Origin of the sequence: Aquimarina besae (genome assembly GCF_042434905.1) — a bacterium.
In the GTDB taxonomy this organism is placed as follows: Bacteria; Bacteroidota; Bacteroidia; order Flavobacteriales; family Flavobacteriaceae; genus Aquimarina.
The window spans coordinates 4,813,770-4,826,848 of record NZ_CP170199.1 but is presented as its reverse complement, the minus strand read 5'-3'; the positions used below and the strand labels follow the sequence as shown (position 1 = coordinate 4,826,848).

Here is a 13,079-nt window from a genome sequence, read left to right as displayed (position 1 = left end):
TTTATTTAGATAATTCTTCTAGTTTCTCTTTTTCTGATGCACTAAGCTTATTGATTCCTTCTTTATTTATCTTTTCCAACAATCGGTTTAGTTCCTTCTCTTTTTCCACTTTTGTTACATTATAACGATCATCTACATCAAGCAAACCTTCAGGTTTTTCCGTTAGATTCTTTTTGAATTGCAAAAAGTCGGGTTTCAACCATTTGATGAAAACAAAAATGAGGATGATAGCGATTAGTAAGGGAATGGATATAAAACTCATGAATAAACGATAATACTTAGAAAATTATACCATTTACCATTTGAATTTTCTTTTCCGGTAAATTCAAATGGTAAATGATATTAGATAGAACCTTCATTTATAAAGGACCAAATATAGTTTATTTTCAATTTTTATATGCTATCGTATTTCCTTTACAAAATCGGGGATACTATCAACTCCGTTTTGAGTAAGGTGTTTGATGAAAGCAGAACCGATGATAGCACCTTTAGCGGTTTTGGTTGCTTGAGTAAAGGTTTCATTGTTGCTGATACCGAAGCCAACAATCTGCGAAGCTTTTAAATTCATATTTGCAATGCGTTCAAAATATGCTTCTTGAGTGTTTCCAAACCCAGATGTAGATCCGGTAACACTTGCAGAACTAACCATATAGATAAATCCATTAGAGACGCTGTCTATGAATCTAATACGTTCTTCAGAAGTTTGAGGTGTAATCAGAAATACGTTGATCAATCCATATTTTTCAAAAGTTTCTTGATAGTGTTCGTGATATTCTGCCACCGGTAAATCAGGAATAATTAATCCGTCGATACCAATTTCCTTACATTTTGCACAAAAAGCTTCTACGCCATATTGCATCATAGGATTGAAGTATCCCATAATAATTAGAGGGATGTTTACTGACTGACGAATATTCGCTAGTTGTTCGAATAATAATTTGGTGGTCATTCCGTTTTTTAGAGCAGCTGTAGAACTTTCTTGTATCGTTGGTCCATCAGCTAGTGGATCACTAAAAGGCAGTCCAATTTCTATCATATCAACACCGTTTTCTTCAAGATCCTGAATAATTTTTTTAGTATCGTGTAATGATGGATATCCAGCCGTAAAATAGATAGATAGTAGTTTTTTATTTTGTGCTAAAGCTTTATTAATTCTGTTCATGTTTTTATTAGTACAGAGTAGTCAGTAGTCAGTAGTTAGTATCAATAGAATATCTCAATACTTGGTACTTTGTACTTACTACTAATTATTATAATTTAAAATAATCTATGTAAGTGTTAAGATCTTTGTCTCCACGACCGGATAGGCTTATGACCACAATGTCATCAGGTTTAAACTGTTTGTCATTAAATATAGCCAAGGCGTGTGATGTCTCTATAGCAGGAATAATACCTTCTAATTGTGATAGTTCCAGTCCTGCTGTCATGGCATCTTCATCGGTTACAGAAAAGAACTCACCTCTACCGGTTTTATACAAATGCGAATGTAAAGGCCCTACACCTGGATAATCCAATCCGGCAGAAATCGAATACGGTTCTGTAATTTGTCCATCAGGTGTTTGCATTAATAAGGTTTTGCACCCGTGAATGATTCCTTCTTTACCTAATTGAGATGTAGCAGCGCTTTCTCCACTATTCACGCCTTTTCCGGCCGCTTCTACAGCAATAATTCCTACACTTGGCTCATCAAGAAAATGATAGTATGTTCCTGCAGCATTGCTTCCTCCACCGATACAGGCTACCACATAATCAGGGTTTTCTCTTCCTTCTTTTTCTTTTAACTGCCATTTGATTTCTTCAGAAATGATCGATTGAAATCTTGTCACCATATCCGGATATGGATGAGGTCCAATAGCAGATCCTATGATGTAATGCGTGTCTACCGGATTATTGATCCAATCTCTAATGGCTTCGTTAGTAGCATCTTTTAACGTTTTACTCCCGGATTTTGCAGGTCGTACTTCTGCGCCTAGCATTTTCATACGAGCAACATTGGGTGCCTGACGTTTGATGTCAATCTCTCCCATATATACAATACACTCAATACCCATTAACGCACAAACTGTTGCGGTCGCCACACCGTGTTGTCCGGCTCCCGTTTCTGCAATGATTCTATTTTTACCAAGTTTCTTAGCCACGAGAATTTGTCCAATCGTATTGTTTACTTTGTGTGCACCGGTATGATTTAGGTCTTCTCGTTTTAAATACACCTTGGTATTGTGTTTTTCCGAAAGCCTTTTTGCATAATAAAGCGGTGAGGGGCGACCTACGTAATCTCGTAATAGTTGATGAAATTCCTCTTTAAACGAAGGCTCATTCATAATGTTTAGATAGGTAGATCTTAATTCTTCTACATTAGGATATAACATTTCAGGAATATAAGCTCCACCAAAATCTCCGTAATATCCTTTTTCATTTACTTGATAACTCATCTTAGTTTATAGTTTTTAGTTGATGTTTAATAGTTTTTGGGTATTGAAAAACTATTTGAGATCAACGGATAGCAATTTTTTAAATTTTTCTAAATCATTTATATTTTTTAATCCCGGTTTAATTTCAAATTTACTATTGATATCAATACCATATATCGGTAAATCTGTTTTTAGGATCGCTTTTATTTTGTCAATTTCTTCTAATCCAATTCCACCGCTCAAGATAAATGGGGTAGTGGAATTATAATTTTTCAAAACATTCCAGTCAAAAGTATATCCATTACCACCTTTTTCTTTTCCTTTGGTATCAAAAAGGAAGTAATCAACAATGCCTTCGTAGGGTTTTAGTATCTCAAAATCAAATTCATCTTTGATTGAAAACACCTTGAATATCTCGACTTTGCTCGATATGACAGTAACGGCTGTCTGATCGAATGGAGACAAGACTTTTTTTAATTCTAGTAAAAGTGCTTCGCAAAACTCAGGTGATTCATTTCCATGTAATTGAATAGCTTTGAAATTGTGTTTTTTTACTTTTTCTAAAATAAAATCAATAGACGCATCTACAAAAACTCCTGTTTTTTTAATAGTTTTTGGTAGTTCAGGAATATCTTGATCAAAATTTCTGGGAGATTTTTCATAGAAAATAAATCCAAGGTAGTCTGGTTGTAATCCAGCTACAGCTTCCATATTTTCTTGATATTTCATTCCGCAGACCTTCAATTTCATCTCTGTAAAGCTTTTATGAATTCGATTGCGTTTGCTCCTGGGTTTTCAGTCTTCATGAAATTTTCTCCTATCAAAAAACCTTTGTAGTCATATTGTTGTAAATCCTTAATGGCTTCGATACTACTAATACCACTTTCTGAAACTTTTACAAAATCATCGGGGATATGTTTACTTAGTTCTTTACTCACATCGATACTTACTTCAAAAGTTTTAAGATTGCGATTATTAACTCCTAGCATATCTAGCGACGGCATAACTGATTTCTCCAGTTCTTCTAGATTATGGACTTCTAATAATACATCTAGCGATAGGCTTTTGGCAAACTCAGATAATGATTTTATTTCGTTTCTAGACAACACTGCAGCGATTAATAGAATTACATCTGCACCATATGCTTTGGCTTCTAATAATTGATATTCGTCGATAATAAATTCTTTACGCAACAAGGGCATTGAAGAAGAAGCTCTGGCTAATAATAAATCATCCAAAGATCCTCCAAAATATTTACCATCGGTTAAAACAGACATACCACAAGCTCCGGCGTTCTGATATCCGGTAGCTACATCTTGTACACTTACCGCTTGGTTAATTACTGATTTAGAAGGTGATCTGCGTTTGTGTTCTGCAATAATTCCTGTTTCACTATTACGTAAAGCTGAGGCTAATGAATTAGTCTGACGGTTGAATAACACCGAATTTTCTAATTGACGAACCGGAATTAAACTTTTTCTAAGTTCAACTTCTTTGTATTTATCTGCTACTATTTTATCTAGTATGTTCATTTTTTTACTTGTCATCCAGAATTTGTTTCAGGATCTCATTATTACTTGTTTCTATTATGGATTCAGGTCTTCGCCGGAATGTCACTATAACTAACTTCTACTCAACTCCTGTACTTTCTTCAGGGCCTTTAATCCTTTCCCGGAGAGCAATGATTCTTTTGCTTTTTCGAATCCTTGTATGGGTTCTAATCCTTCTACAGTTGCGATAGCCATACCGGCATTTGCACACACTACATTATTCTGAGCTTCCGTTCCTTTACCGTTAAGGATATTCATAAAAATAGCTGCAGACTCCTCTATAGAATCCCCTCCAACAATTTCTTCCATTTTTAGGGTATGTACTCCAAAATCTTGTGGAGTTAGCATTCCTTCTGTGTTGTTGGATATGGTTTTGGTACTACCGGTCAATGATATTTCATCATATCCGTCTAAAGCGTGAATGATGGTAAAATTTTTATCTGTGTTTTGATATAAATACCCATACATTCTAGCTAATTCTAGGTTGAAAACACCAACGATTTGGTTTTTTGGAAATGCTGGATTGACCATAGGTCCAAGCATGTTGAAGAATGTTTTTACCCCTAATTCTCTTCGTATCGGAGCTACATTTTTCATAGCGGGATGGAACAGAGGAGCGTGCAAAACACAGATCCCCGCTTCATCAATACTACGTTTTAGAAAATCTTTATCATTACTGAATTTGATTCCTAAATGTTCCATCACATTAGAACTTCCGCAGGTAGAAGAAACTCCATAATTACCGTGCTTGGTTACTTTTATTCCTGCTCCTGCCGAGACAAAAGATGAAAGCGTAGAGATGTTAAATGTATCTTTTCCATCACCACCTGTTCCGCAGAGATCGATTGGATTGTATTCGCTAAGATCTATGGCAACACAAAGTTCTAATAGCGCATCTCTAAAACCTTCTAGTTCTTCTACGGTAATACTTCGCATCATATAGACTGTTAGAAAAGAGGCGATCTGGCTTTGGTTGTATTCACCTTTAGAAATGTTAACCAAAACTTGCTTAGCTTCTTCTTTAGAAATAGTCTCGTGATTTATTAATCTATTGAGTAATTGTTTCATTTTAAGCTTTTAATTATTTATCCAGTTTTCTAACATTTTTTTTCCGTCTGGAGTGAGCACAGATTCGGGATGAAATTGTACTCCTCTTACATCTAGTTCTTTGTGTCTTAATGACATGATTTGTCCGTTTTCGTCAAAAGAGGTTGCTTCCAGACAAGAAGGTAGATCTTCTTCGGCAACTACCCAAGAGTGATACCTACCTACGTCGAAAGTTTCATTAAGTCCTTTAAAAAGAATTTCGTCTTTGACTGTCACTTTTACTTCGGTAGCAACACCGTGATAGACATCATCCAGATTTATCAGGCTTCCACCAAAAACTTCTCCGATAGCTTGTTGACCCAAACACACTCCAAATATACTTTTGGTATCTGCATAGGTTTTAATAATCTCTTTTAGTAATCCTGCTTCATCCGGTATTCCCGGTCCTGGTGAAAGCAATATTTTATCAAACAGAGCCACTTCTTCTAATGTCAGTTGGTCATTACGTTTTACGATTACTTCGCAACCCAGATCTTCTAAATAATGAACCAGATTATAAACAAACGAATCGTAGTTGTCAATTACTAATACTTTTTTCATCTCATTGTTCAGGAGTTTATCAGCTCCTTATATTTCTTCAGCTAGTTTTAATGCTTTGGTTAATGCTCCTAGTTTATTGTATACTTCTTGTAATTCGTTTTCTTCGTTGGATTCGTTTACTAATCCTGCTCCGGCCTGCCAATGCAATTGATGATTTTTACTTAAAAAAGTTCTTATCATAATCGCGTGATTAAAATTTCCGGAGAAATCCATAAAACCAATGGCACCACCATAAAAATCACGGTTTACGGTTTCATATTTTTCTATAAGTTGCATCGCCATATGTTTGGGGGCACCGCTTAATGTCCCTGCAGGAAATGTATCAGCAACTACTTGCATTGTTGTGGTATCTTTGTGTTTTTTGCCGGTTACTTTGCTCACCAGGTGAATCACGTGTGAGTAAAATTGTACTTCTCTATAAGTATCGACAGTAACTTCACTTCCGTTCCGGCTTAAGTCGTTACGTGCTAGATCTACCAGCATCACGTGTTCTGCATTTTCTTTCTCGTCGGCAGATAGTTTTTTAGCTAACTCTGCATCTTGTTCATCATTTCCTGTTCTTTTAAAAGTTCCTGCTATTGGATGAATTTCTGCGATGTCATTTTTTACTACGAGTTGCGCTTCTGGTGAACTACCAAATATTTTAAAATCTCCATAATCAAAATAGAATAGGTAGGGAGACGGATTTACGCTGCGTAAAGCTCGATACACATTAAATTCATCACCTTTGAACTTCTGTGAAAAACGCTTTGATAAAACTAGTTGAAAGACATCTCCACGTTGGCAATGTTTCTTAGCTAGAGCTACGTGTTCCTTGTATTGTTCATCATCTAGGTTAGAGGTAGTTTGATCGACGGTTGTAAAATTATAGGATGCAAAGTTTTTTACTTTAAGTAAGGATTCTATTTCTGCAATATTGCTTTCTGATTCATAACAATGCGCAAAAATACAGGCTTCATTTGTAAAGTTACTGATTGCTATAATATTTTGATAAACAGTGTATTGTATGTCTGGTATGTCTATACCACCTTCTTTTTTTGAAATAGAAATATCTTCAAAATATCGAACGGCATCGTAAGAGATATATCCAAACAGACCATTGTTAATGAATTTAAAATCACTTTTGGATGTTTTAAATTGTTTTCCAAATTCTTCTATAATGAGAGGAACATTAGTGTTTTTTGTGATGGGAGTTTCTGTTGTGGTTTTATCAGGAAAAGATTTGTAAATGATTTCATTTTCAATTTTAATAGAGGCAATAGGATTGCAACAGATGTACGAAAAGCTGTTCTCACTACCTCTGTAGTCATTATTTTCTAATAGCAAACTATTAGGAAAACGATCTCTTATTTTTAAATAGACACTTACGGGAGTAATAGTATCCGCTAGAATTTGTTTGAAATGTGTAGTTAATGTATAACTCATGTTACATTTTTGATATTTATAATTTATAAAACCCCTTGAACAACGGAACAAAAAAAAGGCTTGTCGTGATTTGACAAGCCTTTTATATGTTTACTTAACTATATGACAGGAGCTATCTCACGACGTTTTCGTTATAAGATGACCACCACCAAGTATTTGTTAAGATTAAATTCATTATTTAATTTATTGAGTCAAATATATAAATTAATTGTAATTCAAAAAATAAAAAATTACATTTTTAAATTTACAGCTAATTCAAATTCATCATAGATCGTTTTATCCCCTAAATTATCGAAGAAGCTACCAGAACCATATTTGATATCATATTTTGTTCTGTCTACTTTTAGTTTGGTTGAAGCTTTATCTCCGTCAACGGCCAGATCAAAAGTAATAGGATTTGTTTTTCCTTTAATAGTCAGATCTCCGGTAACTTTATAGCCACCATCCATTTTTGATGCGTTCTTAATTACCAGAGTAGCTTTTTTATGATTTTTTACACCAAAGAAATCATCAGAGTTTAAATGCCCTTCTAGTTTTTCTTTTCCTTTTCCAGCTTCAAGATCAGTAACTTCTAACGAAGTCATATCTACTACAAATTCACCTCCGGTTAATTTTTCGTTTTCGAAATTTAGGAATCCACTTGAAAAATTAAGGGTTCCTGTGTGCTCACCAGTCACCTTTTCGCCAGTCCAATTGATTGTGCTTTCAGATGCTTTGATTTCTTTTTTCTGTGCAAAAACTGAAGTTGCGGCCGTTAGAATAAGTGCGAAGACTAATGTGTTTCTTTTGGTTTTCATGATGTTTAAAGTTTAAAATTATAAAAAAGTGTTTACTAACTTAATTTCTTAGTTTATTTAATAAATTATTTAGGGTGATGAGTTCTTCATCAGAAAGAGATGAGGTGATCCTTTTTTCAAAATCATTCATAACAGGACTTACCTTCTCCAGAAATTTTTTTCCATTCTCGGTTATTGTAATTTCTACTTTTCTTCTATTGGTTAGACAGAGTACACGTTTCACCAAATCCTTTTTGATTAGCTTGTCTACTAATCGGGTGGTATTACTCATTTTGCTTACCATTCGTTCCTGAATGGTAGATAAGTTTGCTGGTTTTCCCTTCTGGCCTTTAAGAATTCTTAGTACATTAAACTGTTGAATAGATATATCATATATTTTTAATTCAGAATTGATCTGATCGCTTATCCAGTTTTCTGTATATAAAAGATTTACTATGGCTTTTCTAGAAAGTGGAAGTGTCTCTTTAGTTTTTATAATATCTTCTATATTCATTTGTATGAACAATATTTGTATATACAAATGTAAAAGATTTCTTGTTTGGTTATTGATAAAGAGATACTAATTCTTTGTTAAAAGTTTAATGATTACTGTTGTTAAATACTATTATTGCTTGATTAGTTTTTATCCAAATCCTAAAATTATCTTTATGAACTATTTAAACCTTGTTAATTTCCTTTTTGGTGATCAAGGGTTTTAATAATTTAGTATGATGCATAAATTAATTATATACATAAGTATTACCCTGATGTTGGTAAATTGTAAAGGAGAGCAGAAGGTTGCGATTGAAGCTTCCAATGTTATTTCTGAGAAAGGTGTGGAGATACCTGTGTATGATTTTGAGAATTTTGAACATTTACTCAATATTAATGATGGAAAAACTAGAGTTGTTAATTTTTGGGCTACTTGGTGTAAACCTTGTGTAGCAGAATTGCCGTACTTTGAATTAATAAATAGTAGATATCCAGATGATGAGGTTGAGGTAATTCTGGTAAGTTTAGACCTTCCAAATCACGTAGAGTCTAAACTGATTCCGTTTCTTAGAAAGCAACGTATACAAAGTAAAGTAGTATTGTTAGATGATCCAGATGCTAATAGTTGGATTCCAAAAGTACACGAGAGTTGGTCTGGGTCCATTCCGGCGACTATCATATACAAAAACAATACTTCAAATTTTTATGAGCGTTCCTTTACTTATGACGAATTGGAGAGAGAATTAAAAAAAATATTATAATATCATATGGTTCTAATTTTTTTGAGAAGAACCTTTAATAAAACAAACAAATGAAAACTTTAAAGATTTTAGTAGCAGTTGTTTTAGTAATTGCGGTAAGCGCATTTGCAATTGATAAAGTTAACGTATCAGATAGTGATGCTGGATACACCATTGGTGATTCGGCCACTGATTTCAAACTTAAGAATATTGATGATACTATGGTATCGTTGGAAGATTACAAAGATGCTAAGGGTTTTATTGTCATCTTTACTTGTAATCATTGTCCATATTCTGTAGCATATGAAGATAGAATTATTGCGTTAGATCAAACTTTTAAGTCAAAAGGCTATCCGGTAATCGCTATTAATCCAAACAATCCCAAAGCATATCCAACGGATAGTTTTGAGAATATGAAAGTAAGAGCAAAAGAAAAAGGATTTACTTTTCCTTATTTATTCGATGATGGTCAAAAGATCTATCCTCAGTATGGTGCTACTAAAACACCACACGTTTATCTTCTGGAAAAAACTGCTGAAGGTAACATCGTTCGATATATTGGTGCCATAGACAATAATTATAAAGATGCATCTGCAGCTGATCAAAAATATGTTGAAGATGCGGTCAATGCCTTGCTTGCAGGAGAAAAAGTACCTGTAGAAATTACAAAAGCGATCGGTTGCAGTATAAAGGCATAAGTATTGTACTATAATTTTAGATAAATCATCAATTGCTTTCGTACAATTAACTAAGGACTCTTATATTTGTATTGAAATATATTGGCAAAAAATTAATCTAAAAATATAAAATAAATGGCCGAAGATATTACTCAAGATCAATGGGAAGATCTTATTGCTAATGATAACAATGCAATAATCTTAGATGTTAGAACTGAGGAAGAAGTAGAAGATGGTTATATTCCTAATATGCTTAATTTAGATATACGCCTGGGACAAGGTTTTCTCGATGAAGTAGAGAAGCTTGATAAATCTAAAAATTACTATGTATATTGTCGTTCAGGTGCACGAAGCGCACAAGCTTGTGCTCTCATGGATCAAATGGGTTTTGAAACTACCTATAATCTAATCGGTGGTTTTATGAATTGGGACGGCGAAGTTGCCGAATAATAATAGCTAATCATACTTATGAAAATTAAATCAATACTAACCTTAATCTTTTTTTCAATTTTATTATTGAATTGTAAAGATGCTAATAACAAAGATGCTGCTGTCGTAGAACTTATTACCGTAGAGGAAATGGATTCTCTATTGGAAATGGAAAAAGTACAGCTTATTGATGTTCGTACTCCAAATGAATATGCCGAAGGTCATATCGAAGGAGCGATTAACATAGACTTTAGTGACGAAAATTTTGAAACCTTGATTTCTGAGGTAGATAAATCAAAGCCTGTAGCGGTTTATTGTGGACGTGGAGGAAGAAGCAACAAATGTTCTTCTTATATGAAAAAAGCTGGTTTTACCAAAATTTATGATCTGGATGGAGGTATAACTGAATGGAAATACAAAGGAAAGGATTTGGTAAAATAATTCTAAGATCAATGCCAAAATTCAAATACATATAAACAACAAAACCGACCATTTCTGGTCGGTTTTGTTGTTTATATGCTTGATCTCATTACCTATTGCTTTAGTATTCTAGAATAGAATATATTTTTGCCATTTTTTACTTTAACAATGTAATTACCTGATGTAAGATTCTTTACTAATGAACTTATATCGATAGTCTTTTGCTCATCCTCTTTAGCGGGCTTTTCCATCATTTTCTTTAGTAATTTACCTGTAATATCCCAGATCGAAATTTCTATCTCCTGATTTGAAGCGGCATCGTAACTTAACGTAAGAGAATTTCCTGTAGTAGGGTTCGGATAGATAATCGGATTAGTATCCAGTTTTGTATCGTCCTGAAGATTGGGATTCTGTCGAGAAAGAGAGCTAATAGTTATATCCAGATTTCCGGGAGCAGACCAATTTCCAGCGGCATCTCTAACCAAGCTTTTGATTTTTCCATTACGTCTTCTGATGTCTTTTGTAGCAGCTGATCCTGCTGTAATTGTTTGTGACTGATTTACCCTAAATTTATACACTTTAAGATCATCAAATTCTACCATAGTCTTATTAGTCCTTAAGGATAGGGTACTGCCATTTTTAATCGGAGAGGGATCAGTCCATTTTAGGATGGATTTGTTATTTCTAAAAACTTCGATTACCCCAAATCCTGGGCTATAGGTAATTTTATAGTTTGCCCATTTGTTATCCAACGATACATCATCAATAGCCCTGAAGTTTAGTTGATTATTGATTGTTTCGTAGATCCTTACTTTGTTATCTTCTCCGCTAAACCATATCAGATATGAGTTACCTCTCTGACTAAGATCGGGGGAGTCAGCCATAATGTGAATACCAAATTTTCGAGGGCCACTTGTTGATATGGTTTTTGCAGAGAACTCATATAAATAGGGGAGTCCGGAGTTTTGTGATAAAAACGTATTAAGCTTTGTGTTATCAGAAGAAGTGTTGGACTGGCGCAGATGTCCATTGTTAATAGTCCAATTTCCAGCACCTTTAGTATATCCGGAATAAAAAATATTGAAGTTGTCATTAAAGAATCCATTACCCCGATTTGCATACCAATTACTGCCATACTTTTCCAAAGCCTGATAAAATCTGCGGGTAACTCCTACATTGTCATTATCATTAAAATTTACTGTAAAATCACCAGATTGTGTAGTTCCGCCTGATGCAGATATCGTAGTGGTGGGTGCTTGATTATCAGTTCCTCCAGTTCCCGAACAACCATTATTAATAAGATTTTGCACGCCAGTCCTTACACTTGGTAGAATAGCATACCCGCCATCACCAGGACAGGCAGAACAGCCTCCACCATCTCTATGTCCGGAGATTGTTTTTAACGAGCTATTTATTGAATAGTGATAGGTAGATCCAACAGGGTTGATATTTTCTTTTGAAGCTTTCCATGCAAGTAATTTTTTAAGTGAATTCTGAGTTGCAGTTTTGGGAGTGGCAGAAGAATAATTTCCTAGCATACATACTCCCATAGTATTTCGATTTCTACCACAAAAGTGTGCACCTACAGTATTGTCACCACCTGCTCTTCCTTCATAGATGATTCCATTTGGATCGATTAAAAAATTATACCCAATATCAGACCATCCGTTAGAATTCATATGAAAGTTTTGCACAGATCTTACTCTTGCAGCCCAATCATTGCTGGAGTTAGAACCGAATTCGTGATGAACGATCAGATGTGTTACTTGAGAAGTGGAAAACGAACTACTTGGGGGTCTTGCTCCCCATTGAGATCTGGATACTACTGAAGGCTTTGTACAAGCCGCTTTACCCTGATTTTGGGTCTTGATATTATTGATCTCATCAATTATTTTTTGTGGTGTAACTCCCGGACTATAATGTTTTAGGATTATTTTTTTTAAAATAATTTCCTTTTTTGGCGTAATATCCAGAGCGTATTGAATAAGAGAAGTCGATGAGTCCAAATATAAGAGAGCTGATATTAGGTTTTTATCGTTAAGTTTATCAGAGTGCCCTTCAAAAGGTACTTTTTTCCAAGTAGACCATTTTTTTCCATTCTCTGATGTCCTATAGGAAATGGAAATTACTTCGGGATCCAGATTTACTCCATTTAATTGAAGGTGACTACTAATAAAAGGTTCTGGTTTAATAAGACCAATGTTTACAGGATGTATCTTAATTTTTTTTAAATGTGATGCCTTAGAAATAAGAATACCCTGTTCATTAAACGTTAAATTACTACTATTCAGAATCGCATTTTTTGAATTTAATTCAACAACATTTTCAGATGTTCCTTCCCCCTTGAATCTGACTTCTTGTGAGTATAGTATGCTATTGATTACCATACACAGAATGACGCAGGATATTTTTTTGATTTTTTTCATTGTGAGTTTGTATTTTATGAGTTTATGTTGCAAAGGTGATTTGAAAAAGGAAAAGGGTTCAGATAAGAGGACTTATCATTATCGTT

General features: G+C 34.3%; 15 protein-coding genes. 4 read left to right on the top strand and 11 right to left on the bottom strand.

Annotated elements, in window-relative coordinates; all coding sequences use genetic code 11:
* Window position 1: 1 nt before the first annotated feature.
* The 10 genes from ACE94K_RS21325 to ACE94K_RS21280 form a co-directional block, all read right to left on the bottom strand.
* Window positions 2-262: a DUF6576 domain-containing protein gene (locus tag ACE94K_RS21325; protein WP_378177353.1), complete on the bottom strand. Its 261-nt coding sequence runs from the start codon at window positions 260-262 to the stop codon at window positions 2-4.
* A gap of 138 nt (window positions 263-400) precedes the next feature.
* Complete coding sequence (trpA, locus tag ACE94K_RS21320) at window positions 401-1,162, bottom strand: tryptophan synthase subunit alpha (protein ID WP_378177350.1); 762 nt, start codon at window positions 1,160-1,162, stop codon at window positions 401-403.
* An 88-nt stretch (window positions 1,163-1,250) separates the two neighbouring features.
* Window positions 1,251-2,432, bottom strand: a complete 1,182-nt coding sequence (trpB, locus tag ACE94K_RS21315; RefSeq protein WP_378177347.1) for a tryptophan synthase subunit beta — start codon at window positions 2,430-2,432, stop codon at window positions 1,251-1,253.
* A 51-nt stretch (window positions 2,433-2,483) separates the two neighbouring features.
* Window positions 2,484-3,161, bottom strand: a complete 678-nt coding sequence (locus ACE94K_RS21310; protein WP_378177344.1) for a phosphoribosylanthranilate isomerase — start codon at window positions 3,159-3,161, stop codon at window positions 2,484-2,486.
* Window positions 3,158-3,943 (bottom strand): indole-3-glycerol phosphate synthase TrpC, encoded by a 786-nt coding sequence (gene trpC / locus ACE94K_RS21305; protein WP_378177341.1) that lies wholly within the window; start codon window positions 3,941-3,943, stop codon window positions 3,158-3,160. The genes ACE94K_RS21310 and trpC overlap by 4 nt, the downstream gene beginning before the upstream one ends.
* A gap of 90 nt (window positions 3,944-4,033) precedes the next feature.
* Complete coding sequence (trpD, locus tag ACE94K_RS21300; protein ID WP_378177338.1) at window positions 4,034-5,029, bottom strand: anthranilate phosphoribosyltransferase; 996 nt, start codon at window positions 5,027-5,029, stop codon at window positions 4,034-4,036.
* 9 nt (window positions 5,030-5,038) lie between these two features.
* Entirely contained in the window at window positions 5,039-5,608 is a 570-nt protein-coding gene (locus ACE94K_RS21295; protein ID WP_378177335.1) for an anthranilate synthase component II, read from the bottom strand.
* Between the two features lie 27 nt (window positions 5,609-5,635).
* Complete coding sequence (locus ACE94K_RS21290) at window positions 5,636-7,033, bottom strand: anthranilate synthase component I family protein (RefSeq protein ID WP_378177332.1); 1,398 nt, start codon at window positions 7,031-7,033, stop codon at window positions 5,636-5,638.
* Window positions 7,034-7,263: 230 nt separating this feature from the next.
* Window positions 7,264-7,830: a YceI family protein gene (locus ACE94K_RS21285; RefSeq protein ID WP_378177329.1), complete on the bottom strand. Its 567-nt coding sequence runs from the start codon at window positions 7,828-7,830 to the stop codon at window positions 7,264-7,266.
* A gap of 40 nt (window positions 7,831-7,870) precedes the next feature.
* Entirely contained in the window at window positions 7,871-8,323 is a 453-nt protein-coding gene (locus tag ACE94K_RS21280) for a MarR family winged helix-turn-helix transcriptional regulator (RefSeq protein WP_378177326.1), read from the bottom strand.
* 214 nt (window positions 8,324-8,537) lie between these two features.
* On the opposite strand from ACE94K_RS21280, the gene ACE94K_RS21275 reads away from it, so the two are divergent.
* From ACE94K_RS21275 to ACE94K_RS21260, 4 genes are all read left to right on the top strand, one after another.
* Window positions 8,538-9,062 carry a TlpA family protein disulfide reductase gene (locus tag ACE94K_RS21275; RefSeq protein ID WP_378177323.1) on the top strand — a complete coding sequence of 175 codons (525 nt, stop codon included), beginning with the start codon at window positions 8,538-8,540 and terminating at the stop codon, window positions 9,060-9,062.
* Window positions 9,063-9,112: 50 nt separating this feature from the next.
* Window positions 9,113-9,739 carry a thioredoxin family protein gene (locus ACE94K_RS21270; protein ID WP_378177320.1) on the top strand — a complete coding sequence of 209 codons (627 nt, stop codon included), beginning with the start codon at window positions 9,113-9,115 and terminating at the stop codon, window positions 9,737-9,739.
* 114 nt (window positions 9,740-9,853) lie between these two features.
* Entirely contained in the window at window positions 9,854-10,168 is a 315-nt protein-coding gene (locus tag ACE94K_RS21265) for a rhodanese-like domain-containing protein (protein WP_378177317.1), read from the top strand.
* 18 nt (window positions 10,169-10,186) lie between these two features.
* Entirely contained in the window at window positions 10,187-10,588 is a 402-nt protein-coding gene (locus ACE94K_RS21260; RefSeq protein ID WP_378177314.1) for a rhodanese-like domain-containing protein, read from the top strand.
* Window positions 10,589-10,680: 92 nt separating this feature from the next.
* Here ACE94K_RS21260 and ACE94K_RS21255 read toward each other — a convergent pair whose 3' ends face one another.
* Window positions 10,681-12,993 carry an N-acetylmuramoyl-L-alanine amidase gene (locus tag ACE94K_RS21255; RefSeq protein ID WP_378177311.1) on the bottom strand — a complete coding sequence of 771 codons (2,313 nt, stop codon included), beginning with the start codon at window positions 12,991-12,993 and terminating at the stop codon, window positions 10,681-10,683.
* Window positions 12,994-13,079: the final 86 nt, after the last annotated feature.

Coding starts and splice junctions, on each gene's coding strand:
- ACE94K_RS21325 (WP_378177353.1), bottom strand. CDS start 262: ATGAGTTTTATATCCATTCCCTTACTAATCGCTATCATCCTCATTTTT.
- trpA (WP_378177350.1), bottom strand. CDS start 1,162: ATGAACAGAATTAATAAAGCTTTAGCACAAAATAAAAAACTACTATCT.
- trpB (WP_378177347.1), bottom strand. CDS start 2,432: ATGAGTTATCAAGTAAATGAAAAAGGATATTACGGAGATTTTGGTGGA.
- ACE94K_RS21310 (WP_378177344.1), bottom strand. CDS start 3,161: ATGAAATTGAAGGTCTGCGGAATGAAATATCAAGAAAATATGGAAGCT.
- trpC (WP_378177341.1), bottom strand. CDS start 3,943: ATGAACATACTAGATAAAATAGTAGCAGATAAATACAAAGAAGTTGAA.
- trpD (WP_378177338.1), bottom strand. CDS start 5,029: ATGAAACAATTACTCAATAGATTAATAAATCACGAGACTATTTCTAAA.
- ACE94K_RS21295 (WP_378177335.1), bottom strand. CDS start 5,608: ATGAAAAAAGTATTAGTAATTGACAACTACGATTCGTTTGTTTATAAT.
- ACE94K_RS21290 (WP_378177332.1), bottom strand. CDS start 7,033: ATGAGTTATACATTAACTACACATTTCAAACAAATTCTAGCGGATACT.
- ACE94K_RS21285 (WP_378177329.1), bottom strand. CDS start 7,830: ATGAAAACCAAAAGAAACACATTAGTCTTCGCACTTATTCTAACGGCC.
- ACE94K_RS21280 (WP_378177326.1), bottom strand. CDS start 8,323: ATGAATATAGAAGATATTATAAAAACTAAAGAGACACTTCCACTTTCT.
- ACE94K_RS21275 (WP_378177323.1), top strand. CDS start 8,538: ATGATGCATAAATTAATTATATACATAAGTATTACCCTGATGTTGGTA.
- ACE94K_RS21270 (WP_378177320.1), top strand. CDS start 9,113: ATGAAAACTTTAAAGATTTTAGTAGCAGTTGTTTTAGTAATTGCGGTA.
- ACE94K_RS21265 (WP_378177317.1), top strand. CDS start 9,854: ATGGCCGAAGATATTACTCAAGATCAATGGGAAGATCTTATTGCTAAT.
- ACE94K_RS21260 (WP_378177314.1), top strand. CDS start 10,187: ATGAAAATTAAATCAATACTAACCTTAATCTTTTTTTCAATTTTATTA.
- ACE94K_RS21255 (WP_378177311.1), bottom strand. CDS start 12,993: ATGAAAAAAATCAAAAAAATATCCTGCGTCATTCTGTGTATGGTAATC.